Genomic DNA, 25398 nt, shown 5'->3' with positions numbered 1-25398 from the left:
TTGGGACAGCTGAGGGCAACGGGGACCCTGGGGATTCACCGGAGGAACGGACAGAAGTGGGCAACAGAAGGCGCGTCGCCGAGCGACGGAAGACGAAGCCCGCCGTGATCGGCGGGATGATCGCCGTGGTCGTCGTCGGAGCCGGCGCCGGCGCCTACGCGCTGTACGGCGGCGGTGCCGCGGCCGACGACGGGGCGCGCGCCGCCTCGGATCAGAAGGCCAAGGTGAAGACGGGCCCGCTGTCGCCCTCCGAGGTCACCACCACCGCGCGGGCCTTCCTCACCGCCTGGCAGTCGGGGAAGGTCCCGCAGGCCGCGGCGGCCACCGACGACGCGGCCGCGGCCCGGGCCCTGCTCACCGGCTACGGCAAGGACGCCCGCATCAAGGACGTCACCCTCACCCCGGGCCGGCCCACCGGCGCCAAGGTGCCCTTCTCCGTCAAGGCCACGGTGTCCTACAAGGGCACCGAGAAGCCCCTCGCCTACGACAGCGCGCTCACCGTCGTCCGCCGCACGAGCGACGGCAAGCCGCTGGTCGACTGGCACTCCGCGGTCGTCCACCCGGATCTGCAGGACGGCGACGAGCTGGTCACCGGCGAGGCGGGCACGCCCCCGGTCAAGGCGCTCGACCGGGACGGCGGCGAACTGACCAAGCGGAAGTACGCCTCGATCGGCCCCGTGCTGGACGGGCTGCGCGAGAAGTACGGCAAGGAGGCCGGCGGCAAGGCCGGCATCGAGCTGCGGGTCGTGCGCGGGAAGGCCGCCAAGGCGAAGGACCTGTCCGACAAGACCCTGCTGGAGCTGAGCGAGGGCACGCCGGGCACGGTGAAGACCACGCTGGACCCGAGGCTCCAGGCGGCGGCCGAGCAGCAGGTCGCGAAGAAGGCCCGGTCGTCGGTGGTGGTGATGCGTGCCTCGACCGGCGAGATCCTGGCCGCGGCCAACGCCTCGCCCGGTTTCAACACCGCCTTCCAGGGTTCCCTGGCGCCCGGCTCCACGATGAAGGTCATCACCGCGTCGATGCTGATCGAGAAGGGCCTCGCCTCGGCGGACAAGAAGCACCCGTGCCCGAAGTACTTCACGTACGGGCACTGGAAGTTCCAGAACGACGACAAGTTCGAGATCAAGAACGGCACGTTCAAGGCGAGCTTCGCCCGCTCCTGCAACACGGCCTTCATCAGCCAGGCGCCGAAGCTGAAGGACGACGACCTGACCAAGCAGGCCCAGCAGGTGTTCGGGCTGGGGATGAACAACTGGGCGATCGGTGTGCCGTCCTTCGACGGCGCGGTGCCGGTGCAGTCGGCGGCGCAGATGGGCGCCTCGCTGATCGGGCAGGGCGGGGTCCGGATGAACCCGCTGAACATGGCGTCGGTGTCGGCGACGGTCAAGTCCGGCACCTTCCACCAGCCCTACCTGGTCTCCCCGGACGTCGACGGCCGCAAGCTGGCGACGGCTCCGCGCAGGATGTCGGCGGGCACGCTGTCCCAGCTGCGCGAGCTGATGGCGTACACGGCCGCAGCGGGCACGGCGGCGGAGGCGATGGCCGGGGTCGGCGGCGACGTCGGCGCGAAGACCGGGTCCGCCGAGGTCGACGGCCAGAAGAAGCCGAACGGCTGGTTCACGGCCTACCGGGGCGACCTGGCCGCCGCGGGCGTGGTCCAGCAGGGCGGGCACGGCGGCTCGACGGCCGGCCCGATCGTGGCGGCGCTGCTGAAGATGGGCGACTGAGCCCGGAAGGTCGGTGCCCGAAAGGTCAGCGCCGGAAGGTCAGTGCGTGACCGGTTCCGCGGCGGCCATGTACGTCCGCCGCAGGAACCGCAGCAGGGCCTGTCGCTCGAACTGCACCACCGACACCCCCTGCGCGGAGTGGAACTCCACCACGGCCTGCACCCGGCCGCAGGGCCACACCCGTACCTCGCCGCTGCCCGTGGGGGCCCGCAGGCCCTCCTCCAGCAGCGCCCGGTCGAAGGTCCACTCACGTCCGCCGGTCCCGGGCAGTGCGATGCGCACCGCGCGGGGGTCCTGTTCCGGGTCGTACCGGAGGGTGACCGGAACCGCCTCCAGCTCGTCGGTCAGCGGCACGTCCGCGTCCGTGACGATGTGGGCTCGCGCGTACTGCTCGACTACGGACATCGGACGGCCCTTTCACCGTGCGCAATCTGTGCGGAGACTGTGCGTCCACTCCCTCTCCAATGTCGCATATTTTCCGGATTGCGCCCCCGGAGACCGCACATATCACGGATGAGATAAAACGAGCATCACGCTCTTGCAAACCGTTCGCATCAAGCCACATCATCGAACGGTGCATGTACCTGATGGCTTCCTCAACGCCCCCACGTCCGCCGCCACCGGTGTGATCGCCGCGGGCGCCGTCGCCGTGAGCCTGCGCGGCGCGCGCCGGGAACTCGACGAGCGCACGGCGCCGCTGGCCGGGCTCGTCGCGGCGTTCATCTTCGCGGTGCAGATGCTGAACTTCCCCGTCGCCGCGGGGACCAGCGGCCATCTGCTCGGCGGTGCGCTGGCCGCGATACTCGTCGGCCCGTACACCGGGATCCTGTGCGTCTCCGTCGTCCTGCTCATGCAGGGCATCCTCTTCGCGGACGGCGGCCTGACGGCGCTCGGCGTGAACATCACCAACATGGCGATCGTCACCGTGGTCGTCGCCTACGCCCTCTTCCGCGGCCTGGTGAAGGTGCTGCCCCGCACCCGCCGGTCGGTCACCGCGGCCTCCTTCGTCGCCGCGCTGGTCTCCGTCCCGGCCGCCGCCCTGGCCTTCACGCTGATGTACGCCGTCGGCGGCACCACCGACGTCTCGATCGGCAAGGTCGCCACCGCCATGGTCGGCGTGCACGTCCTGATCGGCATCGGCGAGGCCGTGATCACCTCCCTGACCGTCGGCGCGGTCATCGCCGTACGCCCGGACCTGGTGTACGGGGCACGCGGCCTGACGCGGAAGCTCAAGCTGCGGGTGAACGGGGAACTGGTCGACGCCCCCGCCGCCGAGCCCGAGCCGGTGCCGGCCGCCGCCCGGACCTCGCACCGCAAGGTGTGGGCCGCGGGGCTCGTCGCGTCCCTGGTCCTGGCCGGGTTCGTCAGCTTCTACGCCTCGGCCGACCCCGACGGCCTGGAGAAGGTCGCGGCCGACCACGGCATCGACCGGAAGACCGAGGAGCACGCGGTGGCCGGCTCCCCGCTCGCCGACTACGGCGTGAAGGACGTCGAGGACGCCCGCCTGTCCGGGGGGCTGGCGGGGGTCATCGGCGTGGGCGTGACGGTGGTCGCGGGCAGCGCGGTGTTCTGGGCGGTGCGCCGGCGCCGCACGGCCGACGTCTCCCCGTCGGAGACGACGAGCACGACGAGCGCGACCAGTACGACCAGCACGACCAGCACCACGGGCGTCTGACATGGGTGCGGGACACGCGCACAGGCTGTACCGGCACGGGCACTCGCCCGTGCACGGTCTGCCGCCGCACACCAAGCTCGCCGCCGTGTTCGCCTTCGTGGTGGTCGTGGTGTCGACGCCGCGGGAGGCGATGTGGGCGTTCGGGCTGTACGCCGTGCTGCTGGGCGTCGTCGCGGCCGTCGCGCGCGTGCCCGCCGGGTTCCTGCTGCGGCGGCTGCTGATCGAGGTGCCGTTCGTGGCGTTCGCGGTGCTCATGCCGTTCGTCGCGGAGGGCGAGCGCGTCGAGGTCCTCGGCATGTCCCTGAGCGTGAACGGCCTGTGGGGCGCCTGGAACGTGCTGGCCAAGGGCACGCTCGGGGTCGCGGCCTCGGTGCTGCTGGCCGCCACGACCGAACTCCGCGAACTGCTGCTGGGCCTGCAGCGGCTCAAGCTCCCGCCGCTGCTCGTGCAGATCGCGTCCTTCATGATCCGCTACGGCGATGTCATCACGGACGAGATGCGGCGCATGCGGATCGCCCGGGAGTCACGCGGCTTCGAGGCGAGGGGCGTGAGGCACTGGGGCGTGCTGGCCAAGTCCGCGGGCGCGCTGTTCATCCGCTCCTACGAGCGCGGCGAGCGCGTGCACCTGGCCATGGTCAGCCGCGGCTACGCCGGTGCCATGCCGGTGATCGACGAGGTGACCGCGTCCCGGGCGCAGTGGTCGTACGCCCTCGCCCTCCCGGGCGCGGCGCTCGCCGTCTGTCTGCTGGGATGGACCCTGTGACTGCTTCTCTCGAGGTCTCGGGCCTCGCTTTCGCCTACCCCGACGGGCACCAGGCCCTCTTCGGCGTCGACTTCTCGATCGCGCGCGGCGAGCGGGTCGCGCTGCTCGGGCCGAACGGCGCCGGCAAGACGACCCTCGTGCTGCACCTCAACGGCATCCTGACCGGCGGCACCGGCACGGTGAAGGTCGCCGGGCTGCCCGTGGGCAAGCAGCACATGGCCGAGATCCGGCGCCGGGTCGGCATCGTCTTCCAGGACCCGGACGACCAGCTCTTCATGCCGACGGTCCGCGAGGACGTGGCGTTCGGGCCGGCGGCGGCCGGGCTGAAGGGCCCGGAGCTGGAGCAGCGCGTGGACCGGGCGCTGGAGCGGGTCGGCATGGCGGAGTTCAAGGACCGGCCGCCGCACCACCTCTCCTTCGGGCAGCGGCGCCGGGTGGCCGTGGCGACCGTGCTGGCGATGGAGCCGGAGATCCTCGTCCTGGACGAGCCGTCCTCCAACCTCGACCCCGCCTCCCGCCGCGAGCTGGCCGACATCCTGCGCTCCCTGGACGTGACCGTGCTGATGGTCACGCACGACCTGCCCTACGCCCTGGAGCTGTGCCCGCGCTCCCTGGTCCTCAGCGAGGGCGTGATCGCGGCGGACGGCCCGACCGGTGAGCTGCTGTCCGACGAGGAGCTGATGCGGGTCCACCGTCTGGAGCTGCCGTTCGGTTTCGATCCGCGTTCCGTGCCGGCGGCTGGAGCCCGTCCGTGACAATGGGCGCGTGACGAACGAGGAGAGCGACGGTCCGCTGCTGCTGGACCAGCAGCTGTGCTTCGCGCTGTACGCCGCCCAGCGGGCGGTGACGGCCGCCTACCGTCCGCTCCTCGACGACCTCGGCCTCACCTACCCCCAGTACCTCGTCCTGCTGGTCCTCTGGGAGCGCGGCGAGACCACGGTCAAGGACCTGGCCGCGGCCCTGCGCCTCGACTACGGCACGGTCTCGCCGCTGCTGAAGCGGCTGGAGGCGGCGGGCCTGCTGCGCCGGGAACGGTCCGCGCGGGACGAGCGGTCGGTGCTCGTGGCCGTGACCGGGCGCGGGGAGGAACTGCGGGAGCGCGCGGGGCGGGTCCCCGGGGCCCTGCTCGCGGCGACCGGGCTCGACGAGCCGGAGGCGGTACGGCTCCGGCAGGAGCTGTGGCGGCTGGCGGAACGGGCCGGGGCGGCGGCGGACCGGGCCCGCTGATCTCGGGTTACCCCCGGTTGCTACCCCCTGGTAACAACAGTCGGGTTACCGGCCAGTACCTTGTGCACGATGTACTTGCGCGCCTTAGTTCCCGGGGAAGGCCCACCATGACCGACGGCACCGCTGTCGCCACCGACGACACCCGTCCCACGAAGATCATGTACGTCGCCGAGGCCACCGCCCACGGCGGCCGCGAAGGCTATGTCACCAGCCAGGACGGACAGCTCGACCTCAAGGTCGCGATGCCCCCGCAGCTCGGCGGCGACGGCAACGGCACCAACCCGGAACAGCTCTTCGCGGCCGGCTACAGCTCCTGCTTCCACAACGCCCTGATCCTGGTCGGCAACCGCGAGGGCTACGACCTCACCGGCTCCACGGTCTCCGCGAAGGTCGGCCTCGGCCCCAACAGGCAGCGCGGCTACGGCCTCGCGGTCGCCCTCAGCGTCTCCCTCCCGGTCGTCGACCCCGACCTCGCGACCAGGCTGGTGGACGCCGCCCACGAGGTCTGCCCGTACTCCAACGCGACCCGCGGGAACATCGACGTGACGATCCTGCTTGGGTGAAGAGGAGCGAGTCGGCGAGACCAGGAGGAGTACGGACGTGGACGTGCACGGCACAGTGGCCGAGGGCTTCGAGCCGGTGAGGGACGCGTTCGTACGGAACTTCGCCACGCTCGGGGACCGGGGCGCGGCGGTCGCCGTCTACCGGGACGGGCACAAGGTCGTCGATCTGTGGGGCGGCACCAAGGACGTCGACGGCACGACTCCCTGGGAACGCGGCACCGCCCAGGTCGTGCGCTCGGCGACGAAAGGGGTCGCCGCCGCCGTCCTCCTGCTGCTGCACCAGCGCGGACAGCTGGACCTGGACGCGCCGGTGGGCCACTACTGGCCGGAGTTCAAGGCGCGCGGCAAGGAGCGGGTGCTGGTCCGGCACGTGCTGAACCACCGGGCCGGGCTCCCGGTCCTGGACCGGCCCCTCACCCCCGAGGAGGCCCTCGACCCGCTGCGGGGCCCGGAGGCCGTCGCCGCGCAGGCCCCGGTCTGGGAGCCCGGCACCGACCACGGCTACCACGCGCTGACGTACGGCTGGCTGGTCGACGAACTGGTGCGCCGGGTGACGGGGCAGGGCACCGGCGAGTGGCTCGCCGAGGAGATCACCGGACCGCTGGGCCTGGACCTCTGGCTCGGCCTGCCGGCGTCGGAGTCCGGCCGGGTCGGACGGGCGGGCCGCGTCGAGGGGCCGGAGCCGGCCGGCGGCCTGCGCGCCCGCCCCAAGCGCTCGGTCACCGAGGCCTACCAGGACCCGGACTCCCTCACCCGCCGCGCCTTCGCCGCCATCACCCCGTTCCCGGAGCAGAACGACCCGGCGTACCGCGCCGCGGCCCTGCCCGCGACCAACGCCATCGCCACGGCGGACGGACTGGCTCGCTTCTACGCGACGCTGATCGGCGACACGGCCGGTGCCGCCCGCCTCTTCACGCCGGAGGCGGTGGAGCTGGCCCGGGCCGAGGAGTCGGCGGGCCCCGACCGGGTCCTGGTGGTCGGCACCCGCTTCGGCCTCGGCTACATGCTGCACGGCAGCGCCTCGCCGATGCTGACCCCGGGTTCCTTCGGCCACCCGGGCCGCGGCGGCGCCCTCGGCTTCGCCGACCCGGAGACCGGCATCGCCTTCGGCTACGTCACCAACGGCTTCCGCAAGACGGTGACGGCGGACCCGCGGGCACAGGGGCTGGTGCGGGCGGTACGGGGTGTGCTGGGGGCCTAGCCCCTGCGCCCAGCTCGGGCCGAGACAGACCCGGGGCGTCAGGCCGTGATCAGCCGGGCGACCCGCAGGCCGTGCTCGGCGGCCTGCTCGTGCCCCGTCTTCATCGACTCCTCGGCCAGCCCTCGCAGCGACTCCATGTTCGGATCCCAGAACGCGTGGGTCAGCTCCGCCTCGGCTATGTGCAGGTCGAGGCCGAAGACGTCGGCCAGGATCCTGCGCAGGTAGGGCGTGGCGTGGTCCCAACCCTCCTTCGGGCTGCCGGGCCCGTAACCGCCGCCCCGGCTCAACGTCAGGATCGCCGGCTTGCCCTTGAGCGGCCAGTCACCGTGCACGCCCAGCCGGGGGTGATTCAGGATTAGGTCGAGCCAGGTCTTGACCTGCGCCGGGACATTCCAGTTGTACATCGGCACCGCGAACAGGAACGCGTCGGCGTCGAGGAGTTCCGCGCCGAGACGGTCGAGGAGCTCGCGCGCCTCGTCCGGGGCCGGTACGGAGGGGTTGACGACGGCGCCGGCGAGCGCGGTCCACGCATCCCCGGGCAGGGGCTGGGCGCCGAGGTCGCGCCGGGTCACGACCCCGCCCGGGTGCTGGGCGAGCCACGCCTGCTCGGCGGTGTCGGCGAGGGCGCGGCTCGCCGAACCTTCGGTACGGATGCTCGCGTCGAGACGGAACAGGTTCACGGTGCGGTACCTCCACAAAGTTCTGCTGTGACGCAGATAGTATGTCTAGCAGAACATCTTCTGGCAAGAATGTCTGTCGGCATGCCGAATGCTGCTACGGTGATGGGATGTCCTCTGAACCCCGCGGCCGAGCGAGCAGCAGCGCTGAATGCCCAGACCTGGACAACGACCTGGTGTGGGCCATTCGCATCATTTCGGGGGCGCTTCGGCGTGCCGCGGACGAGTCCGCGGAGGCACTGCCCGGCGGAGCACGCGCCTACCTGGTGCTCATGGCGTTGGCCGCGACCGAGGAAAAGCCCCCCACGCAGCTCGAACTGGCCGGCCGGGTCGGCCTCGACCGAACGGTGATGACCTACCTTCTCGACGACCTGGAAGGGCTGGGTCTGCTGTCGCGACGCCCGAATCCGCGGGACCGGCGGGCTCGCCACGTGATCCTGACGGACGAAGGCCGAGCGCAGCTGCAGCGCGTGCGAACCGATGTCGCGGCCACTGAATCACAGCTTCTCGCGGAGTTGAGCGAAGAGGATCGGGGCCAGTTTCGAGACCTCCTGGCCCGGGTCGCGCTCACCGCTCAGCGGGGCGCTCCAGGAGAGTGAGGGGCTGCTCCTGCCGGACCGCGCCCCGCCGCCACGAGCCCGCCCGGGCACACCTCGGTACTCAGCCCGACGCGAGAGCGTCCGAGCGCATCCTTCAGACGTGGATCGGGTGGGAGGTCCGCCCGGACGCCTGGTCGATCTCCTCGTGCGCCTTGGTCAGCAGTTGCATGGCGAGTTCGTTGAGCGCCCGGGCCCCGGCGATCTCCTCCCCGACCCTGGGCTGATTGGCGTCGGACCGGTGCCGGCTCGCGTGCCCGTGCGCCCGTACCTCGGTGCCGTCGGGCAGGCGGACCAGCGCGGCCGCCCGGGTGTGCTGGTCGTCCTCCATGAACTCCAGCTCCACGTGCCATCCCATTGTGGTGTGCATCATGACGATCACCTCCGGAACACCTAGTTCCAGGGTGCTCCTCGCACCGGTCGAACGCACCCGCCTGACACCGCCTATCCGGCGTGCAGCATCAGCCCGATCCCGACGACGAGCAGCCCGGCCGCCGCGATCCTCGGCACCCCGAACCGCTCCTTGAAGAACACGGCCCCGATCGCCGCGCCCACGATGATGGACGATTCGCGCAGGGCGGCGATGGGCGCCAGCTCGGCCCTGGTCTGGGCCCACAGGACGAGGGCGTAGGCGGCGACGGAGAGCGCGGCGCCGAGCAGCCCGATCGCGGCGAACGGCCGCAGGGTCGCCGCGGTCCGCCCGCGCCACCGCCACACGGCGTACGCCGGGACGGCCGCCCCCTGCACCGCCATCAGCCAGGCGATGTACCCGAGGGACGACCCGGCGGCGCGCACACCCAGCCCGTCGACGACGGTGTACGCCGCTATCGTCAGCCCGGTCGCCAGGGCCGCCCCGATCGCCGCCCAGTCGGGCCGGTGCCCGCGCAGGCCCCACAGGGCGACGCCGGTCAGGCCCGCGCAGGACACGGCGACACCGGCGGCGGCCCATCCGTCCGGCACCTCGTGGGCGAAGAGCGCGGCGAGCAGGGTCACGACGAGGGGCGCGGTGCCGCGCGCGATGGGGTAGGCCTGCCCGAAGTCCCCCAGCCGGAAGGACTTCATCAACAGGGCGTAGTAGGCGATGTGGATGGCCGCGGAGGCCAGCAGGTAGGGCCATGCCCCGGCCGCCGGGAACGGCACGAACAGCGCCAGGGTCAGCCCGATGGCGAGCCCTCCGCCCGAGATCAGCGCGAAGCCGGCCAGCTTGTCGGTGATCTTGTGGGCGATGGCGTTCCAGCTGGCGTGGGTGACGGCGGCGAGCAGGACGGCGGTGGTGACCAGCGGCGTCACGAGGTGCGCTCGCGCACGTCCACGAGCGTGCCGCCGGCGTGGGTGACGAGGTCCCGCGGCACCATCGGGAAGACGGTGTAGGGCGTCCCGGCGGCGGCCCAGACGACGTCGTGCGCGAGGAGGGAACGGTCGGCGAGCACCCGGGTCCTGGTCCGGTGCCCGAAGGGCGGTACGCCGCCGATGGCGTACCCGGTGGTCTCCCGCACGACGTCGGCCCTGGCCCGGGTGACCTTCTCCGCCCCGAGCTCCTTCCGCACGAGTTCGACGTCCACGCGGGAGGCCCCGTCCATGAGCACCAGTACGGGCACGCCGTCCGCGGCGAAGATCAGCGACTTGCAGATCTGGCTCAGCTCGCACCCGAGCGCGGCGGCGGCCTCGGCGGCGGTACGGGTGGCCTCCGGGAACCGGCGGACCCGGCCGACCAGTCCCTCCAGCCCGAGACCGCGCAGGGCCTCGACGAAGTGGGGGTGTGCTCCGGAGTTCTCGGCGTCAGTGGCGGCTGTCGTCGTCATGGAGGGCACGGTAGCGGTGCGTGTACTGGCCACGCGAGGCTGTTTCAGCCGGTGCCGTCCTCCGGGCGGACGTCCGTGAACTCCCACCAGGCGAGCGGCAGCCAGTCTCCGTCGACGAAGCCGTCGACGGATCCTCCGGTGCCCTGGATGGCCACGCGCGTCCCCACCGGATAGACGGTGCCGGACAGCCCGGGGACCGCTACGAGCAGCGTTCCGATACGTCGTGACAAAGCCCTAGATCCTTTCCTCTGCACATGCAAATCGTCTCATCCTGCACCAGCCTGGTATATGACCCAGGGCACACAGACGGAGGTGCTTGACGATGAGGGCTGTCGTGTACAAGGGCCCGTTCGAGGTAGCGATAGAGCAAGTGGAGGACCCGCGGATCCAGCACCCGAGCGATGTGATCGTCCGCGTCACGTCGACCGCCATCTGCGGCTCGGACCTGCACATGTACGAGGGCCGTACCGCCGCGGAGCCGGGCATCGTGTTCGGCCACGAGAACCTCGGGGTCGTCGAGGAGGCAGGAGAGGGGGTCACCTCGCTCAGCCGCGGCGACCGGGTGGTCATGCCCTTCAACGTGGCGTGCGGATTCTGCAAGAACTGTACGGCCGGCTTCACGGGCTTCTGCCTGACCGTGAACCCGGGCTTCGCCGGCGGCGCCTACGGCTATGTCGCGATGGGGCCCTATGTGGGAGGCCAGGCGGAGTACGTGCGGGTGCCGTACGCCGACTTCAACTGCCTCAAACTCCCCGAGGGCACCGAGAAGGAGACCGACTTCGTCCTGCTCGCCGACATCTTCCCGACCGGTTACCACGGCAACGAGCTGGCCGACGTACGTCCCGGTGACACCGTCGCCGTGTACGGCGGCGGTCCGGTCGGGCTCATGGCCGCCTACTCCGCGATGCTGCGCGGCGCGAGCAAGGTGTTCGTGGTCGACCGGGTGGCGGAGCGGCTGCAGAAGGCGGAGGAGATCGGCGCCGTGCCGATCGACTTCACCCAGGGCAACCCGGCGGAGCAGATCAAGGAGCAGACCGAAGGCGGTCTGGGGACGGACAAGGGGATCGACGCGGTCGGTTACCAGGCTCAGGCGCAGAACGAGGACCGCGAGGAGCCCGCGACCGTGCTGAACTCGCTCGTCGAGACGGTCCGGCCGACGGGCGCGCTCGGGGTGCCGGGCCTGTACGTGCCGCGCGACCCCGGAGGACCGGACGAGCAGGCCAAGCAGGGCATGCTGGTGGTCTCCGTCGGACGCCTCTTCGAGAAGGGGCTCCGCATGGGCACCGGTCAGTGCAACGTCAAGCGGTACAACCGCCACCTGCGTGACCTGATCATCGAGGACCGTGCGAAGCCGAGCTTCGTCGTCTCGCACGAACTGCCCCTCGACGAGGCGCCGACGGCGTACGAGAAGTTCGACAAGCGAGTCGAGGGCTACACCAAGGTCGTCCTCCATCCGCACGCGTGACGGAAAGGCCGGTGAGGGTCCCCGTCCCCACGGAGCCTCACCGGCCGGTTTCTCGGCGTGCCGTCAGGCGTGTACCAGCTCCTTGTCCTTGTCGTCGGCCGTGCGCAGGCCCTCGCCCTCGACGTCCACGTTGGGCAGGACGCGGTCGAGCCACTTGGGCAGCCACCAGGCCTTGCGGCCGAGGAGGGCCAGGACGGCCGGGACGATCGCCATGCGGACGACGAACGCGTCGGAGAAGACGGCGATCGCGAGGCCGAAGCCGATCATCTTGACCATCGACTCGGACGAGCCGATGAAGCCGGCGAAGACGGCCATCATGATGACCGCGGCGGCGGTCACGACCCGCGCGCCGTGCCGGAAGCCGGTGACCACGGCCTGGGCGGGCTTCTCACCGTGGACGTAGGCCTCCCGCATCCGGGTCACGAGGAACACCTCGTAGTCCATGGCCAGCCCGAAGACCACGCCGACCATGAAGATCGGCATCATCGACATGACCGGGCCCGTCTGCTCGACGCCCATGAGGTCCGCCAGCCAGCCCCACTGGAACACCGCGACCACCGCGCCGAGCGCCGCCATCACCGACAGCAGGAAGCCGAGGGCCGCCTTCAGCGGGACCAGGATCGAGCGGAAGACCACGATCAGCAGCAGGAAGGCCAGGCCGACGACGAGGACCAGGTACGGCACCAGCGCGTCGTTGAGCTTCTCGCTGACGTCGATGTTCATCGCCGTGCTGCCGGTGACCAGGACGTTCGCGTCGGTGTCGGCCTTGATGCCGGCTCCGGCGTCCCGGATGCCGTGCACCAGGTTCTCCGTCGTGACGGAGGACGGCTTGGAGCCGGGGATCACCGTGATCGTGGCCGTGTCGCCCGCCTTGTTGGGCTGCGCCGGAGTCACCGTCACGACGTCCTTGAGACCCTTGATCTCGTCGCCGGTGGCGGTGAAGGCCGCCTTCGGGTCGTCGCTGCCCTTGGCGTCGACCACGACCATCAGCGGGCCGTTGAAGCCGGGGCCGAAGCCCTCGGACAGCAGGTCGTAGGCGCGGCGCTGCGTGGTGGAGGTGGGCTGGGAGCCGTCGTCGGGCAGGCCCAGTTCCAGGGACGCCGCCGGGACGGCCGCCGCGCCGAGGCCGACGACGCCGAGCAGCAGGACCGCGATCGGGCGGCGGACGACGAAGCTCGCCCAGCGGGTGCCCAGGTTGGGCTTGGCCGGCTTGTCCTGCTTCTTCGACCGGCCGAGCAGCTTGCCCTTCTCCCCCGCCGGCTTCACCCGGCGGCCCGCGTATCCGAGGAGCGCCGGGACCATCGTCAGCGCGATCAGCACCGCGATGGCCACCGTGCCCGCCGCGGCGATGCCCATCTTCGTCAGCATCGGGATGTTGACGACGGACAGGCCCACCAGGGCGATCACCACGGTCAGTCCGGCGAAGACCACCGCGGAGCCCGCCGTGCCGACGGCCCGGCCGACCGCCTCCTCGCGGTCGCGCCCCTCGGCCAGTTCGGCGCGGTAGCGGGAGACGATGAACAGCGCGTAGTCGATGCCGACCGCCAGGCCGATCATCATCGCCAGCGTCGAGGTGGTCGAGCCGAGGTCGAGGGCGCTGGCCAGGGCCGTGATCGAGGAGACGCCGATACCGACGCCGATGAGGGCCGTCAGCAGCGGCAGCCCGGCCGCGACCAGCGAGCCGAAGGTGATGACGAGGACGACCGCGGCGACGGCGATGCCGATGATCTCGCTGCTGCCGGTGTGCGGGACCGCCTGGAGCGCGTCGCCGCCGATCTCGACGGTCAGCCCGGCCTCCCGCGCGTCCTGGGCGGTGTCCTGCAGGGCGTCCTTCGCGGCGTCGTCCAGCTCCATGCCGGAGACCTTGTACGACACCTGCGCGTAGGCGATCGTGCCGTCCTTGCTGACGGCCTTCGCCCGGTACGGGTCGGTGACGGAGGCGACCTCGGAGCCGTCGGCCAGCTCCTTCACGGTCTCCTGGACCGTCGCCTTGTTGCCGGGGTCGGTCATCTTCTCGCCGCTCGGCGCCTTGAAGACGACGCGTGCGGTGGCGCCGTCGGCGCTCATGCCCGGGAAGCGCTGCTCCAGCAGGTCGAAGGCCTTCTGGGCCTCGGTGCCGGGGATGGAGAACGAGCTGTTCCCGGCGGCGGGGGCGCTGGCCGCGCCGACACCGGCGAGAGTCAGCAGGGCCACCCATATCAGGGCGACCAGATGCCGTCGCCGGAAGGAGATCCGGCCGAGTTTGTAGAGGAAAGTGGCCACGAGGGCGTACTCCCGGTCAGGTCGTGAGGTCTTCAGGGCAGGGGTGATCAGCCCGACGACGTGAGCGGAGACGTCAGGTGGGGGCTAGCTCAGGGGACTAGTGAGTGGGAACGCCGAGGGCGGGGAGGACCACGGCGTCGATGTACGAGGTCAGGAAGGCCCGCGTCGGGGGCTTGTCGTCCAGGACCGCGCAGGTGACGAACGCTCCGAGCATCATGTGCACCACGAAGTCCAGCGCCGGGCAGTCCGGACGGACCTCGCCCCGGTCGACGGCACGCTGCAGCACGATGCGGAAGTCGGCGACCTCCGGCTCGATGATCTGGCTGCGGAACTCGCTGTGCAGGTCCGGATTGGCGTGCATCGCCATGGCCAACCCGCGCATCAGCGCGCCGTTCTGCTCCATCTCCGCGTCGTCCGCGCGCTCCATGAGGGCGTGGAAGTCGCCGCGGAGCGACCCGGTGTCGATCTCGCCGAGGTCCTTGCCCGGCTTGGTGTGCCGGATCGCCTTGACGACCAGCTGCGCCTTGCCGCCCCACTGGCGGTAGAGCGTGGCCTTGCTGGACCGGGTGCGAGCGGCCACGGCGTCCATGGTGAGGGCGTCGTAGCCGACTTCGCGGAGCAGGTCGAGCACGGCCTCGTACAGCTCGGCCTCACGCTCGGGGGTGATCCGACTGCGACGCGCGGTGGCGACCTCAGCCATCTCTCTCACCCTTCCTGCTCCGAACGACACGGTTTCGTACGTGACGAATGTAGCGCAGGTCGCTATGAAAACGAAACGGTTTCGTACGTGTCCTGGGTCACGAGCCGACCCGGCATCCTCTTTGTCTGGACTTGCTCCACTCCGTCCCCCGGCAAAGCATGAAGACGTGACCTATCTGCGTCTGCCGCACCTCCATGACGACCTGCTGTGCTTCGTGGCCGAGGACGACCTCTGGCTCGCCCCGCTCGACGGCCCCGGCCGCGCCTGGCGGCTCACCGTCGACCGCACCAAGGCGGGCCACCCCCGTTTCTCGCCGGACGGCCGGCACCTCGCGTACACGAGCTGGCGCAGCCTGGTGCCCGAGGTCCACCTCGTCCCCGTGGGCGGCGGCCCGGGCCGGCAGGTGAGCCACTGGGGCAGCGCCGACACCCGGGTCTGCGGCTGGACCCCGGACGGCGAGATCCTGGCCGTGGCCTCGCACGGCGAGCCCTTCTCCTACTTCACCTGGGCCTACAAGGTCTCCCCCGACGGCGACCCGGGCCGCAAACTCCCCTGGGGCCCGGTCGCCGACATCCAGGTCGCCGACCTGGACGGCGAGCGCAGGACCCTCCTCCTGACCGGCACCCCGCCCCATGAACCGGCCGCCTGGAAGCGCTACCGCGGCGGCGCCACGGGCCGGCTGTGGCTGCACGGCGAACGACTGCTCGAAGGCCTCGGCGGTCATCTGCACTCACCCCTGTTCGTCGGCGGCCGGATCGCCTTCCTCTCCGACCACGAGGGCGTCGGCAACCTCTACTCGTGCGCCTACGACGGCTCCGACCTGCGCCGCCACACCGACCACGACGCCTTCTACGCCCGGCACGCGGCGAGCGACGGCACCCGGGTGGTGTACCAGTGCGCGGGCGACCTGTGGCTGGTGGACGACCTGTCCCCGGGCTCCGAGCCGCGCCGGCTCGACGTCCGGCTGAGCGGACCGCGCGCCGGGCGGCGCCCGTACCAGGTGGCGGCCTCCCAGCACGTCGACGGGGTGTCGGTCGACGAGACGGGGCGGGCCAGCGCCGTCGTCGTACGCGGCAGCCTGTACTGGCTCACCCACCGGGACGGACCGGCCCGCACCCTCACCGACACCCCGGGCGTCCGGGTGCGGATGCCGGAGATGCTCGGCGGGAGCGGGCGGGTGGCATACGTGACGGACGCGGAGGGCGAGGACGCCATCGAGATCGCCTCCCTGCCCCGGGCGAGCGGCGACCGGGCGCCCCGCAGGCTGGCCCGGGGCGCGCTGGGCCGGGTGCGCGAACTGGTCTCGGACCCGGAGGGCGAGCTGCTGGCGGTCGCCTCGCACGACGGGCGCCTGCTCCTCGTCGACGTCACGGAGGAGGGCGACGGCGAGGTCACCGAGCTGATCCGGTCGATCAACGGGCCCGTGCGCGACCTCGCGTTCTCCCCGGACGGGGCGTGGCTGACCTGGTCGCACCCGGGCATCGGGCGGACACTGCGGCAGATCAAACTGGCCCGGATCAAGGACCGGTTCGTCGTCGACGTCACCAACGGCCGCTTCGAGGACGAGAACCCGGTCTTCACCCGCGACGGCCGCTACCTGGCGTTCCTGTCCTGGCGCGGCTTCGACCCCGTCTACGACGTGCACACCGGCGACCTGTCCTTCCCGCTGGGCTGCCGCCCGTACCTCGTGCCGCTGTCCTCGGCGACGCCCTCCCCCTTCGCGGTGAACCCGGAGGGCCGCCCGGCCGCCGGTGGCCTGGACCCGGTGGAGGACGACGAGAACGGCGACAGCGGGACCGTCACCGTCGAGGTCGAGGGCCTGGAGAGCCGGGTCACGCCGTTCCCGGTGGCCGCCTCCAAGTACTCGGCACTGCACCCGGTGGCGGGCGGCGGCCTGGTCTGGCTGCGCTGGCCGATCTCGGGCGCGCTGGGCGAGACGTTCGCCAACCCGGACGACACCAGCGGCCGGCCGACCCTGGAGCACTTCGGCATCACCAAGGCCAAGAAGTCCGAACTCGCCGTGCACCTCGACTGGTTCGCGGTCAGCGGCGACGGCACCCGGATGGTGATCGTCGACGAGGGCGAACTGCGCGCGGTCCCAGCCAACGAGCCCGGCGACGCCGACTCGACGGTGTGGATCGACGCGCGCCGCATCCTGCACACGGTCGACCCGGCCGCGGAGTGGCGGCAGGCGTACGAGGAGGCCGGGCGGCTGATCCGGGCCTACTTCTGGGACCCGGGCATGTGCGGCATCGACTGGGACGGGGTGCTGGACCAGTACCGCCCGCTGGTCGAACGGGTGGCCTCCCCGGACGAGTTCGCGGACCTGCTGCGCGAGGTGCTGGGCGAGCTGGGCACGTCCCACGCCTACGTCTCCCCCGCCCGGCGCAACGAGGGCCCGCCGCACTACCAGCGCCGCCAGGGCCTGCTGGGCGCCAACTTCGTACGCCGCGACGGCGGCTGGATGGTCAAACGGATCCTGCCCGGCGACTCCTCCGACTCCAAGGCCCGCTCCCCGCTGGCCGGTACGGGCATCCGCGAGGGCGCGCTCCTCACCCACGTCGACGGCCGCCCGGTGGATCCGGACGCGGGCCCGTATCCGCTGCTGGCGGGCTCGGGCGGGACGACGGTTGAGCTGACCTTCGCCCCGGCGGAGGGTGACGGGCCGCCCCGGCGGGTCGCCGTCGTGCCGCTGATCGACGAGCGGCCGCTGCGCTACCAGGACTGGGTGGCGAAACGGCGTGCGGTGGTGCGCGAGTTGAGCGGGGGCCGCTGCGGCTATCTGCACATCCCGGACATGGGCGGGTCGGGCTGGGCGCAGTTCAACCGCGACCTGCGCATGGAGGTGTCCCGGCCCGCGCTGATCGTGGACGTGCGCGGCAACGCCGGCGGCCACATCAGCGAGCTGGTCATCGAGACGCTGAGCCGCACGATCCTGGGCTGGGACCTGACCCGGGACGCCCAGCCCGTGTCGTACACCTCGAACGCGCCGCGGGGCCCGGTGGTGGCCCTGGCGGACGAGGCGACCTCCTCCGACGGCGACATGATCACCGCCGCGTTCAAGCTGCTCAAGCTCGGCCCGGTCGTCGGACAGCGCACCTGGGGCGGTGTGGTCGGCATGACCGGCCGCCACGAACTGGGCGACGGCACGGTGATCACGGTGCCGATGAACGCGGCCTGGTTCGACGCCTACGGCTGGTCCGTGGAGAACAAGGGCGTCGCCCCCGACATCGACGTCCTGCGCACCCCGCTGGACTGGGCCGAGGGGCGGCACGCCCAGCTGACCGACGCGGTGGAGCTGGCCCTCGGGCTGCTGGAGACCAACCCGCCCGCGACGCCGCCCACCTACAGCGACGTACCGGACCGCTCCCGTCCGAAGCTGCCGCCCAGGATGTGACCCACAGGGGAAAGGGGCGCCCCGCACGGGGGCGCCCCAGTCCGCTCAGCACGCGTCGTCAGGCGTCGTAGTCCTGGTCGAAGCGGTCATCCTGCTCGCGCTCACGGTCACGGTCACGCTCGCGGTCGCGCTGCGGCTGCGAGGGGTCCATGTCCTCGTCACGCCGGCGGCCACGGCCCTGCATCTGCTCGCGAGCCTGGTCCGCCTTCTGACGGGCCTGGTTCTGCCACTGCTCGGACTTCTCCTGGAACTGGTCCTTCATACCCATGTGGGTTCACTCCCGTTGGGGGTGAGGGGATCTGGCTCGTTCAGATTCACACGGGTCGCGACCCTGCGCATATCGATCACTTACGCAGCGTAGTCCACTGCTGCTCATCGGCCGCTCCACCGGCTCCGACCAGGCCCGTGCGCATGCCCGTGAGCCGGTCCGCGAACCGCCGCATCTCCCGCTGTCCCACCGTCCCGATGACTGCGGGCAGGTATCCGCGCACGCCCTGCATCCCGCGCAGCCACCACTGCCCGTACACATGGCTCGACCGCCGCTCGATCCCGGCCACCAGCCGGTCCACCGCCGGGCCGAGCGGGTAGGTCTTGTTCGACGGCCAGGGCAGCCGCTGCCGCAACTCCCGCATGACGTCGTCCTGGTCGGCCCCGCGCACCATGTCGGTGTCGGTCCACGACAGGTACCCGACGCCGACCTTCACGCCCCGGTGCCCGACCTCGGCGCGCAGGCTGTGCGCGTACGCCTCCACGCCCGACTTGGACGCGCAGTACGCGGTCATCATCGGCGCCGGCGTGATCGCCGCGAGGGACGCGATCTGCAGCAGATAGCCCCGGTTCTCCAGCAGCATCGGCAGGAAGGCGCGGGCGGTCACCGCCGAGCCGACCAGGTTGACCTCGATCACCCGCCGCCAGGACTCCGGGTCGGAGTCGACGAACGGACCCCCGGTCGCCACACCGGCGTTGGCGACGACGATGTCGACCCGGCCGAACCGCTCCTTGACCTCCTCGGCGACCCGGGCCATCGCCTCGTGGTCGGTGACGTCGGCGTGCCAGTGGTCGCTGTCGCTGTGCAGCCGCCCGGAGACCTGCTTGAGCACGTCCGGCTCCAGGCCGACCAGGGCGATCTTCACGCCGCGCGCGGAGAGCTTGCGGGCCAGCAGCTCCCCGACGCCGCGCGCCGCCCCGGTCACCACGGCGACCTTGCCTTCGAGGCTCACCCTGCTCATGCGCTCTCCTCGGATACGACCTGGATGTGTGTGGTGACGAGCTCGCGTATCTTCCCGGTGACCAGCTCGGGCGCCTCGACCGGGGTCATGTGGCCGATGCCGGGCAGCTCGGTGAACCCGGTGCAGCGCGGCAGCGCCTCGCACAGGGCCCGGGCCTGCGCCGGCGGGGTCAGCCGGTCCGCCGTACCGACGACGACGGCCGTGGGCACGGTCAACTCCCTTACGCCCTGGTCGAGATCGAGCAGGTCCAGCACCTGCGACCAGGCGTGGCGGACCGTGCGGGGGCAGGCGTGCACGATCCGGGCGCACGCCTCGACCATGTGCGGCGCCGAACCAGGGCCCATCGTGCCGTACTTGAGGATCCGGCGGGCCAGGGGCGTGACCGGCCCGAGCGGAGCGCGCGAGCCGAGGATCCGCCGGGTCAGCCAGGTCCGCACCCGCCCGGGCCGCATGGGGACGACGGTGGAGGCGGCGACCAGCCGCGAACTGCCCGTGCTGCACAGCAGGACGGCGGCGGCATGCTCCCGGAAGGCGGCTCGCCCGGAGGCCGCCATGACGGTCATGCCGCCCATGGAGTGCCCGGCGATCACGGCCTGTTCGCCCGGGGCGAGGGTGGCGCCGAGGACGGCTTCCAGGTCGTCGGCGAGGGCGTCGGTGCCGCACGCCGGGCTCGCGGGGCTGCGGCCGTGCCCGCGCTGGTCGTAGGCGATGACCCGGTGGTCGGTCGCGAGGTCACGGATCTGGGCCGCCCAGAAGGCGGTGGAACAGGTCCAGCCGTGGGCGAGGACGACGGCGGGGGCGCCCTCAGGACCATGGATCTCGACGTGCAGCCGGGCGCCGTCCGCCGAGACGGCGGTCAGTTCGCGCGCCGGGACGGGCGGGGCGTAGGGACCGGAGTCGACGTGCAGGAGGCGGCTCACGCGTCCACCCCGGCCTTCTCCGCGGCCTGCTGCTCGCCCGTCCCGGCCACGGGCGCCCGCAGGACGTCGTACTCGGCGAGGTCCACGCGCCGTGTCGCCCGCCGGAACTCGGCCGTCGTGCCGGGCCAGATGGTGGTGTTGCGGCCGCTCGCGTCGAGGTACCAGCTGGTGCAGCCGCCGGTGTTCCACACCGTGCGCTTCATGCGCTCCTGCACCCGGTCGTTCCAGGCACGCACGGCGCCGGGGCGGGCGTCGAGGGCGACCCGGCCGCCGAGCACGTCGAGCTGGCGGACGTAATCGGCCAGGTAGTTCAGCTGGGACTCGATCATCAGGATCATCGAGGAGTTCCCGAGGCCCGTGTTGGGCCCGATGATCGTCATCCAGTTGGGGAAGCCGGCCGCGGAGGCGCCGCGCAGGGACTCCATGCCGCCCTTCCAGGCCTCGGCGAGCGTCCGCCCGTCCGCGCCCACGACCCGCTCGGCGATGGGCATGTCGGTGACGTGGAAGCCGGTGCCGAAGACGATCGCGTCGGCCTCGGCCTCGCTGCCGTCGGCGGCGACGAGGGTGGAGCCGCGGACCTCGGCCAGCCCGCTCGCGACGACGTCCACATTCGGCTGCGCGAGCGCCGGGTAGTAGTCGCTGGACAGCAGGATCCGCTTGCAGCCGATGCGGTAGTCCGGCGTGAGCTTGGCCCGCAGCGCCGGGTCCTTGATGGCCCGCGCCATGTTGCGCTTGGCGAGCTGCTCCACGAACCCGAGCTCGTTCGGATGCTTGGTGAACGCCTGGACCTGCAACTCCCGGATGCCCCACAGCAGCCCGCGCCTGAGCTGCGAGGTGAAGGGCAGCTGCCGGTGCAGCCACCGCTCGGCACCGCTGATGGCCCGGTCCATGCGCGGCATGACCCACGGCGGGGTGCGCTGGAACAGCGTGAGCCGGGAGACGTCCGGCTGGATCGACGGCACGATCTGGATGGCCGAGGCCCCGGTCCCCACCATGGCGACGCGCTTGCCGCGCAGGTCGTAGTCGTGGTCCCAGCGGGCGGAGTGGAAGACCTTGCCGGGGAAGGAGTCCAGGCCGGGGATGTCCGGCACCTTCGGATCGGACAGCGGCCCGGTCGCCGACACGACGAGGTCGGCGGAGAGGTTCCCGCTGCTGGTCTCGATGTCCCAGCACAGCCGCTCGGCGTTCCAGCTCATCCGCTTCACCTCCGAGTCGAAGCGGAGGTGCGGCCGCAGCCGGAAGGTGTCCGTCACGTGCTCCAGGTAGGCGCGGATGTGCTCCTGCCCCGAGAAGGTGCGCGGCCAGTCCGGGTGGGGCGCGAAGGAGAACGAGTACAGATGCGACGGCACGTCACACGCGCACCCCGGGTAGCTGTTGTCCCGCCAGGTGCCGCCGACGCTGCCCGCCCGCTCCAGGACGACGAAGTCGGTGACGCCCTCGCGCCGGAGCCGCACGGCGGCCCCCAACCCGCCGAATCCGGACCCGACCACCGCGACCCGCACGTGCTCGTGCTCGCGCTCGCCCATGCCGACACCTCCACACACCACGAGAACCGCGCCAGTGAACACTGGCGCAATGGGAGAGTAGGGCAGTACCGTACTGATGGGTAGGGGGCGGGCGAGGAAAGTTACCCGCGGTACGCCTTAAGGTGCCCAGATGTCAGAGAAGCGTGAATACCGCATGGAAGAGCTGGCCCGCCTGGCCGGGATCACGGTGCGCACCCTGCGCTTCTACCGCGAACGCAAGCTGATCCCGCCACCCCGCCGCGAGGGCCGGATCGCCTGGTACGACGACGACCACCTGGCCCGGCTCCGCACGATCACCGCCCTGCTGGAACGCGGCCACACCCTCAGCGGCATCGCGGAGCTGGCGGAGGCCTTCGACCACGGCCGGGACGTCGGCGACCTGCTCGGCGTCGGCGCCCCCACCGAGGAGGAACCGGTCCACCTCACCCCCGAGGAACTCGCCGACCACTTCGCGGGCGAGGCCACCCCCGAGAACCTCGCGGCCGCCATGGAACTGGGCTACCTCGGCGCCGACGGCGGCGAGATCGTCCACATCAGCCGCCGCCTCCTGGACGTCTCCTCGGCCCTGGTCCGCGAGGGCATCCCCCTCGCGGAGGTCCTCGCGGCGGCCAAGGACGTCCGCACCCACGCCGACGCCCTCGCCGAACTCTTCACCGACCTGGTCCTGCGCCACGCCTCCGAAACCGACCTGCCCCGCCTGCGCCCACTGGCCCGGAGCGTGGTGGAGGCGGAACTGTCGTTGGCGCTGGACCGGCGGATGCGCAGGCGCTAACGCTCGTAGACGACGGTCACCGGCGCGTGGTCGGACCATCGCTCGGCATGCGTCGCGGCCCGCTCCACGAACCCCTTCACCGCCCGCCCGGCGAGCCCCGGGGTGGCCACGTGGTAGTCGATCCGCCAACCGGTGTCGTTGTCGAAGGCCCGCCCCCGGTACGACCACCACGAGTACGGCCCCTCGACGTCGGGGTGCAGCGCACGTACGACATCGACGTAGCCGCCGTCCGCGGGGTCGAAGACCTGGGACAGCCACTCCCGCTCCTCGGGCAGGAAGCCGGAGTTCTTGGTGTTGCCGCGCCAGTTCTTGAGGTCGGCCTTCTGGTGGGCGATGTTCCAGTCGCCGCAGACCAGCACCTCGCGCCCGTCGGCGGCGGCCCGCTCCCGGAGCTCCTTCAGATGGGCGAGGAACTCGCCCATGAAGCGCTCCTTCTCGTCCTGCCGCTCGGTGCCGACCTCGCCCGAGGGCAGGTACAGCGAGGCGACGGTGACCCCCGGCAGATCCGCCTCCACATACCGCCCGCTGCCGTCGAACTCTTCCGACCCGAACCCGATCCGCACCCGGTCGGGCTCACGGCGGCTGTACAGCGACACCCCGGCCCGCCCCTTGGCGGCGGCCGGCGCGTGCACCACGTGCCAGCCCTCGGGCGCGCGGACGTGCTCGGGCAGCTGCTCCGGCTCGGCGCGCACCTCCTGCAGGCACAGCACGTCGGCGTCGGTCGCCGCCAGCCACTCCACGAAGCCCTTCTTCGCGGCGGCCCGCAACCCGTTCACATTCACAGAGGTCACAGTGAGCACCCGGGCACGATACCGGCACTCTGGACCGAGTCCAGTTCCGGATCGCATACGGTGGTTGGCATGCACATACGCCGGGTCTCCTTCGACCACCCCGACGCCGTGAAGCTGAACGACCAGGTCCAGGCCGAATACGCCGTCCGCTACGGGGACGACGGCGACGCCACGCCCATGGCCGCCGCGGACTTCGATCCGCCGAACGGCATCTACCTGATCGCGTACGACGAGGACGGCACGCCCGTCGCCTCCGGCGGCTGGCGCGCGCAGGACGCGAACGACGAGGGCAACCAGGACGGCGACGCCGAGCTCAAGCGCATGTACGTGGTCGAGCAGCTGCGCGGCAGGGGCCTCGCCCGCCGCATCCTGGCCGCCCTGGAGGAGGACGCCCGGGCCGCCGGCCGCGTCCGCATGGTCCTGGAGACCGGCACCAAGCAGCCGGAGGCCATCGCCCTGTACACGTCCAGCGGCTACGAGCCGTGCGCCAAGTTCGGCTACTACCGCCACTACGAGTCGAGCCGCTGCTTCGCGAAGAGCCTCTGACAGTTGTGACCCTGAACACACGTCAGAGCCCGGTCGGTTTCCCGACCGGGCTCTGAGCTGCGTGGACCTGAGGGGATTTGAACCCCTGGCCCCCTCGATGCGAACGAGGTGCGCTACCGGACTGCGCCACAGGCCCTTGCAACGAGTGAAACTTTAGCACCCCGATCGGCCTGCTTGGAAATCCGTTCCCGAGGGGCGGTCACCTGCGGGTTCGCGGGGCTACTCGTTGGCGGCCCGGGGGCGCTCCCCGTCCTCGTACTGGTCGAAGAGCGGCGTGCGCCCGCGCTCCCGGGCCCGTCGCGCCGAGGCCGCGCGGCGGGCGTCGGTACGCCCGTCGTCGTCCGTCCTGTCCTGCGGCCGGGGGTCCTCCTCGGCCGGGTCCGCGGCGTCGGCCTCGCGCTCCGCGTCCGGGGCGACCGCGCTGGAGCGGGCCGAGCTCCACGTGTCGGGGGCGCCGAGGTCCACGTCACCGGTGGCCCGGGGCGCGACCGGGGCGGTCACGTACGTCGGCAGGGGCACCGGCACCGGCTCCCAGCTGTCGCCCTGGCCGGGCCGCCGCTGCCGCTCGCGCTGCTGGTCGACCCACTCGGCGTGGTCGGTCTGCTCGACGAGGGCGCGCCGGTCCGCGGCGAGGGCCGAGAGGCCGGGGTCGGTCACCGGCTCGGGTCCCTCCTCCGGTTCGTCGGTCTCCTCGTCGGCCGAGGCGCGCCGGCGGGGCTGGCGCTGCCGCTCCCGCAGCCGCTGGGCCGCGGCCTCGGCCCGGCGGCGGTCCATCTGGTAGGCGAAGCGGCGGCGCTCCTGGGTGCGCAGGTACGCGATGTACACGCTGAGCATGACGGCGGGCACGCCGGGGGCCCACAGGAACGCGAGCCCGCCGACCGCGGCGACGATCGCACCGAGGGTGAAGGCGAGGAACAGCATGGTGGTGGTGCGCCGGCGGCGCGCGAGTACCTTCGAGCGCCGGGCTCGTGCCGCGGCCGCCTGGGCCTGCGGTGACAGGCCGCGCCGGGCCGCGGGCACGCGGCCGCCCCCGCGCTCGGGACCCGCCGTGTTCGGCGCGTGCGGCGCCTGGCGGGCCGGCTGCTCGGGGGCGGGCGACGGTACGGGTGCCTGGGTCTGCGGACGGGTCTTGGACACGGCGAAGGCCCGGACGTCCACCGACTCGGTGACGACGTCCAGGTCGTCGGCGTCCTGCTCCCCCTCGTCGGTGGAGCGCGCCCGCAGGTCCCTGGCGTACCGGCGCTCCATCCCCGCCCGTCCGGACAGCAGCCGGATGGCGGTGCTGAAGCGTTCCGTCGGACGGGCCTCGTTCAGCTCGTCCTGCCTACGGAGCCACATCGGCACCAAGTAGGCGGCCCAGGCCCCGACAATGACTGCGTAGATGAGGCCGCTGCTGCTCACGTCTCACACCGTAGAGGGGTTTGCGTGAGGCCATCCGCCAATTGAGCCGGTGTGTCGCACGATCTGGCTGATATTTCGAACTTTTTTGTGATCGATGCGATCAGCAGACCGTCCGGGGCGGGAATTCATTGCCCCGAGCCGGTCATCGGGCGATCAAT

Annotated in this window: 26 protein-coding genes and 1 tRNA gene; 12 read left to right on the top strand and 15 right to left on the bottom strand. The window is 71.8% G+C overall.

Annotation, left to right across the window (positions count from 1 at the left end; genetic code table 11):
- The first annotated feature begins 56 nt into the window (after nucleotides 1-56).
- On the top strand, nucleotides 57-1727 hold the full coding sequence (locus tag ACSUPV_RS23865; protein ID WP_037758685.1) for a penicillin-binding transpeptidase domain-containing protein: 1671 nt from the start codon (nucleotides 57-59) through the stop codon (nucleotides 1725-1727).
- A 39-nt stretch (nucleotides 1728-1766) separates the two neighbouring features.
- Here the strand turns inward: ACSUPV_RS23865 and ACSUPV_RS23860 are convergent, their stop codons facing one another.
- A complete protein-coding gene (locus ACSUPV_RS23860) occupies nucleotides 1767-2132 on the bottom strand; it encodes an SsgA family sporulation/cell division regulator (RefSeq protein WP_031117893.1) in 366 nt (121 codons plus the stop codon).
- A gap of 169 nt (nucleotides 2133-2301) precedes the next feature.
- Between ACSUPV_RS23860 and ACSUPV_RS23855 the strand changes: the two genes are divergently transcribed.
- The 6 genes from ACSUPV_RS23855 (at nucleotide 2302) to ACSUPV_RS23830 (ending at nucleotide 7156) form a co-directional block, all read left to right on the top strand.
- The gene (locus ACSUPV_RS23855) at nucleotides 2302-3402 is read left to right on the top strand and encodes an energy-coupling factor ABC transporter permease (protein ID WP_382615868.1); all 1101 of its coding nucleotides are present in this window, start codon (nucleotides 2302-2304) and stop codon (nucleotides 3400-3402) included.
- Nucleotide 3403: 1 nt separating this feature from the next.
- Nucleotides 3404-4165: a cobalt ECF transporter T component CbiQ gene (gene cbiQ / locus ACSUPV_RS23850; protein ID WP_037758680.1), complete on the top strand. Its 762-nt coding sequence runs from the start codon at nucleotides 3404-3406 to the stop codon at nucleotides 4163-4165.
- A complete protein-coding gene (locus ACSUPV_RS23845) occupies nucleotides 4153-4920 on the top strand; it encodes an energy-coupling factor ABC transporter ATP-binding protein (protein WP_436948517.1) in 768 nt (255 codons plus the stop codon). Before cbiQ ends, ACSUPV_RS23845 begins: the two co-directional genes overlap by 13 nt.
- Before the next feature lie 10 nt (nucleotides 4921-4930).
- Nucleotides 4931-5392 (top strand): MarR family winged helix-turn-helix transcriptional regulator, encoded by a 462-nt coding sequence (locus ACSUPV_RS23840; protein ID WP_037758678.1) that lies wholly within the window; start codon nucleotides 4931-4933, stop codon nucleotides 5390-5392.
- 107 nt (nucleotides 5393-5499) lie between these two features.
- Nucleotides 5500-5955: an organic hydroperoxide resistance protein gene (locus tag ACSUPV_RS23835; RefSeq protein WP_031117888.1), complete on the top strand. Its 456-nt coding sequence runs from the start codon at nucleotides 5500-5502 to the stop codon at nucleotides 5953-5955.
- Between the two features lie 37 nt (nucleotides 5956-5992).
- On the top strand, nucleotides 5993-7156 hold the full coding sequence (locus ACSUPV_RS23830) for a serine hydrolase domain-containing protein (RefSeq protein WP_436948516.1): 1164 nt from the start codon (nucleotides 5993-5995) through the stop codon (nucleotides 7154-7156).
- Between the two features lie 38 nt (nucleotides 7157-7194).
- Here the strand turns inward: ACSUPV_RS23830 and ACSUPV_RS23825 are convergent, their stop codons facing one another.
- Complete coding sequence (locus ACSUPV_RS23825; protein ID WP_031117886.1) at nucleotides 7195-7836, bottom strand: FMN-dependent NADH-azoreductase; 642 nt, start codon at nucleotides 7834-7836, stop codon at nucleotides 7195-7197.
- A gap of 107 nt (nucleotides 7837-7943) precedes the next feature.
- On the opposite strand from ACSUPV_RS23825, the gene ACSUPV_RS23820 reads away from it, so the two are divergent.
- Nucleotides 7944-8432 (top strand): MarR family winged helix-turn-helix transcriptional regulator, encoded by a 489-nt coding sequence (locus tag ACSUPV_RS23820; protein ID WP_037758671.1) that lies wholly within the window; start codon nucleotides 7944-7946, stop codon nucleotides 8430-8432.
- 94 nt (nucleotides 8433-8526) lie between these two features.
- Here the strand turns inward: ACSUPV_RS23820 and ACSUPV_RS23815 are convergent, their stop codons facing one another.
- From ACSUPV_RS23815 to ACSUPV_RS23800, 4 genes are all read right to left on the bottom strand, one after another.
- Entirely contained in the window at nucleotides 8527-8802 is a 276-nt protein-coding gene (locus ACSUPV_RS23815) for a DUF1876 domain-containing protein (protein ID WP_031117884.1), read from the bottom strand.
- 71 nt (nucleotides 8803-8873) lie between these two features.
- Nucleotides 8874-9719: an EamA family transporter gene (locus ACSUPV_RS23810; RefSeq protein WP_436948515.1), complete on the bottom strand. Its 846-nt coding sequence runs from the start codon at nucleotides 9717-9719 to the stop codon at nucleotides 8874-8876.
- Nucleotides 9716-10231, bottom strand: a complete 516-nt coding sequence (locus ACSUPV_RS23805; RefSeq protein ID WP_436948514.1) for a YbaK/EbsC family protein — start codon at nucleotides 10229-10231, stop codon at nucleotides 9716-9718. The genes ACSUPV_RS23810 and ACSUPV_RS23805 overlap by 4 nt, the downstream gene beginning before the upstream one ends.
- A gap of 44 nt (nucleotides 10232-10275) precedes the next feature.
- Nucleotides 10276-10461 (bottom strand): hypothetical protein, encoded by a 186-nt coding sequence (locus ACSUPV_RS23800; protein WP_037758667.1) that lies wholly within the window; start codon nucleotides 10459-10461, stop codon nucleotides 10276-10278.
- 92 nt (nucleotides 10462-10553) lie between these two features.
- On the opposite strand from ACSUPV_RS23800, the gene ACSUPV_RS23795 reads away from it, so the two are divergent.
- Nucleotides 10554-11696, top strand: coding sequence for a glutathione-independent formaldehyde dehydrogenase (locus tag ACSUPV_RS23795; RefSeq protein WP_031117881.1), 1143 nt, complete (start codon nucleotides 10554-10556; stop codon nucleotides 11694-11696).
- A 63-nt stretch (nucleotides 11697-11759) separates the two neighbouring features.
- Here ACSUPV_RS23795 and ACSUPV_RS23790 read toward each other — a convergent pair whose 3' ends face one another.
- Complete coding sequence (locus ACSUPV_RS23790) at nucleotides 11760-13958, bottom strand: MMPL family transporter (RefSeq protein ID WP_436948513.1); 2199 nt, start codon at nucleotides 13956-13958, stop codon at nucleotides 11760-11762.
- A 97-nt stretch (nucleotides 13959-14055) separates the two neighbouring features.
- Complete coding sequence (locus ACSUPV_RS23785; protein WP_031117879.1) at nucleotides 14056-14658, bottom strand: TetR/AcrR family transcriptional regulator; 603 nt, start codon at nucleotides 14656-14658, stop codon at nucleotides 14056-14058.
- A 166-nt stretch (nucleotides 14659-14824) separates the two neighbouring features.
- Between ACSUPV_RS23785 and ACSUPV_RS23780 the strand changes: the two genes are divergently transcribed.
- Nucleotides 14825-18055, top strand: coding sequence for a S41 family peptidase (locus ACSUPV_RS23780; RefSeq protein WP_382615879.1), 3231 nt, complete (start codon nucleotides 14825-14827; stop codon nucleotides 18053-18055).
- Between the two features lie 58 nt (nucleotides 18056-18113).
- On the opposite strand, the gene ACSUPV_RS23775 is transcribed toward ACSUPV_RS23780, so the two are convergent.
- The 4 genes from ACSUPV_RS23775 to ACSUPV_RS23760 all read right to left on the bottom strand — a co-directional run bounded on the left by ACSUPV_RS23775 (nucleotide 18114) and on the right by ACSUPV_RS23760 (nucleotide 21730).
- Entirely contained in the window at nucleotides 18114-18323 is a 210-nt protein-coding gene (locus ACSUPV_RS23775; protein WP_436948512.1) for a hypothetical protein, read from the bottom strand.
- Nucleotides 18324-18399: 76 nt separating this feature from the next.
- A complete protein-coding gene (locus ACSUPV_RS23770; protein WP_031117876.1) occupies nucleotides 18400-19284 on the bottom strand; it encodes an SDR family oxidoreductase in 885 nt (294 codons plus the stop codon).
- A complete protein-coding gene (locus tag ACSUPV_RS23765; RefSeq protein ID WP_031117875.1) occupies nucleotides 19281-20204 on the bottom strand; it encodes an alpha/beta fold hydrolase in 924 nt (307 codons plus the stop codon). The genes ACSUPV_RS23770 and ACSUPV_RS23765 overlap by 4 nt, the downstream gene beginning before the upstream one ends.
- Complete coding sequence (locus tag ACSUPV_RS23760; protein ID WP_436948511.1) at nucleotides 20201-21730, bottom strand: flavin-containing monooxygenase; 1530 nt, start codon at nucleotides 21728-21730, stop codon at nucleotides 20201-20203. The genes ACSUPV_RS23765 and ACSUPV_RS23760 overlap by 4 nt, the downstream gene beginning before the upstream one ends.
- 130 nt (nucleotides 21731-21860) lie before the next feature.
- Here ACSUPV_RS23760 and ACSUPV_RS23755 point away from each other — a divergent pair, with 130 nt between their 5' ends.
- The gene (locus tag ACSUPV_RS23755) at nucleotides 21861-22502 is read left to right on the top strand and encodes a MerR family transcriptional regulator (RefSeq protein WP_078650654.1); all 642 of its coding nucleotides are present in this window, start codon (nucleotides 21861-21863) and stop codon (nucleotides 22500-22502) included.
- Here ACSUPV_RS23755 and ACSUPV_RS23750 read toward each other — a convergent pair.
- A complete protein-coding gene (locus ACSUPV_RS23750; RefSeq protein WP_359787068.1) occupies nucleotides 22499-23302 on the bottom strand; it encodes an exodeoxyribonuclease III in 804 nt (267 codons plus the stop codon). The two genes, ACSUPV_RS23755 and ACSUPV_RS23750, sit on opposite strands and share 4 nt — an antisense overlap.
- Nucleotides 23303-23362: 60 nt before the next feature.
- Between ACSUPV_RS23750 and ACSUPV_RS23745 the strand changes: the two genes are divergently transcribed.
- Entirely contained in the window at nucleotides 23363-23839 is a 477-nt protein-coding gene (locus ACSUPV_RS23745) for a GNAT family N-acetyltransferase (protein ID WP_037758656.1), read from the top strand.
- A gap of 62 nt (nucleotides 23840-23901) precedes the next feature.
- Here the strand turns inward: ACSUPV_RS23745 and ACSUPV_RS23740 are convergent.
- Nucleotides 23902-23975: transfer RNA gene (locus tag ACSUPV_RS23740), tRNA-Ala, on the bottom strand.
- An 83-nt stretch (nucleotides 23976-24058) separates the two neighbouring features.
- Nucleotides 24059-25240 carry a divisome protein SepX/GlpR gene (gene sepX / locus ACSUPV_RS23735; protein ID WP_382615890.1) on the bottom strand — a complete coding sequence of 394 codons (1182 nt, stop codon included), beginning with the start codon at nucleotides 25238-25240 and terminating at the stop codon, nucleotides 24059-24061.
- Between the last annotated feature and the right edge of the window lie 158 nt (nucleotides 25241-25398).

The sequence above is a fragment of the Streptomyces sp. SudanB52_2052 genome (assembly GCF_964272415.1).
Classification (GTDB): domain Bacteria; phylum Actinomycetota; class Actinomycetes; order Streptomycetales; family Streptomycetaceae; genus Streptomyces; species Streptomyces olindensis.
The sequence above is the reverse complement of the archived record's forward strand: the minus strand, read 5'-3'. Positions and strand labels throughout refer to the sequence as shown.

Coding starts and splice junctions, on each gene's coding strand:
- cbiQ (WP_037758680.1), top strand. CDS start 3,404: ATGGGTGCGGGACACGCGCACAGGCTGTACCGGCACGGGCACTCGCCC.
- ACSUPV_RS23845 (WP_436948517.1), top strand. CDS start 4,153: ATGGACCCTGTGACTGCTTCTCTCGAGGTCTCGGGCCTCGCTTTCGCC.
- ACSUPV_RS23795 (WP_031117881.1), top strand. CDS start 10,554: ATGAGGGCTGTCGTGTACAAGGGCCCGTTCGAGGTAGCGATAGAGCAA.
- ACSUPV_RS23770 (WP_031117876.1), bottom strand. CDS start 19,284: ATGAGCAGGGTGAGCCTCGAAGGCAAGGTCGCCGTGGTGACCGGGGCG.
- ACSUPV_RS23745 (WP_037758656.1), top strand. CDS start 23,363: ATGCACATACGCCGGGTCTCCTTCGACCACCCCGACGCCGTGAAGCTG.
- ACSUPV_RS23860 (WP_031117893.1), bottom strand. CDS start 2,132: ATGTCCGTAGTCGAGCAGTACGCGCGAGCCCACATCGTCACGGACGCG.
- ACSUPV_RS23785 (WP_031117879.1), bottom strand. CDS start 14,658: ATGGCTGAGGTCGCCACCGCGCGTCGCAGTCGGATCACCCCCGAGCGT.
- ACSUPV_RS23805 (WP_436948514.1), bottom strand. CDS start 10,231: ATGACGACGACAGCCGCCACTGACGCCGAGAACTCCGGAGCACACCCC.
- ACSUPV_RS23775 (WP_436948512.1), bottom strand. CDS start 18,323: ATGGGTATGAAGGACCAGTTCCAGGAGAAGTCCGAGCAGTGGCAGAAC.
- ACSUPV_RS23835 (WP_031117888.1), top strand. CDS start 5,500: ATGACCGACGGCACCGCTGTCGCCACCGACGACACCCGTCCCACGAAG.
- ACSUPV_RS23760 (WP_436948511.1), bottom strand. CDS start 21,730: ATGGGCGAGCGCGAGCACGAGCACGTGCGGGTCGCGGTGGTCGGGTCC.
- ACSUPV_RS23815 (WP_031117884.1), bottom strand. CDS start 8,802: ATGATGCACACCACAATGGGATGGCACGTGGAGCTGGAGTTCATGGAG.
- ACSUPV_RS23755 (WP_078650654.1), top strand. CDS start 21,861: ATGTCAGAGAAGCGTGAATACCGCATGGAAGAGCTGGCCCGCCTGGCC.
- ACSUPV_RS23820 (WP_037758671.1), top strand. CDS start 7,944: ATGTCCTCTGAACCCCGCGGCCGAGCGAGCAGCAGCGCTGAATGCCCA.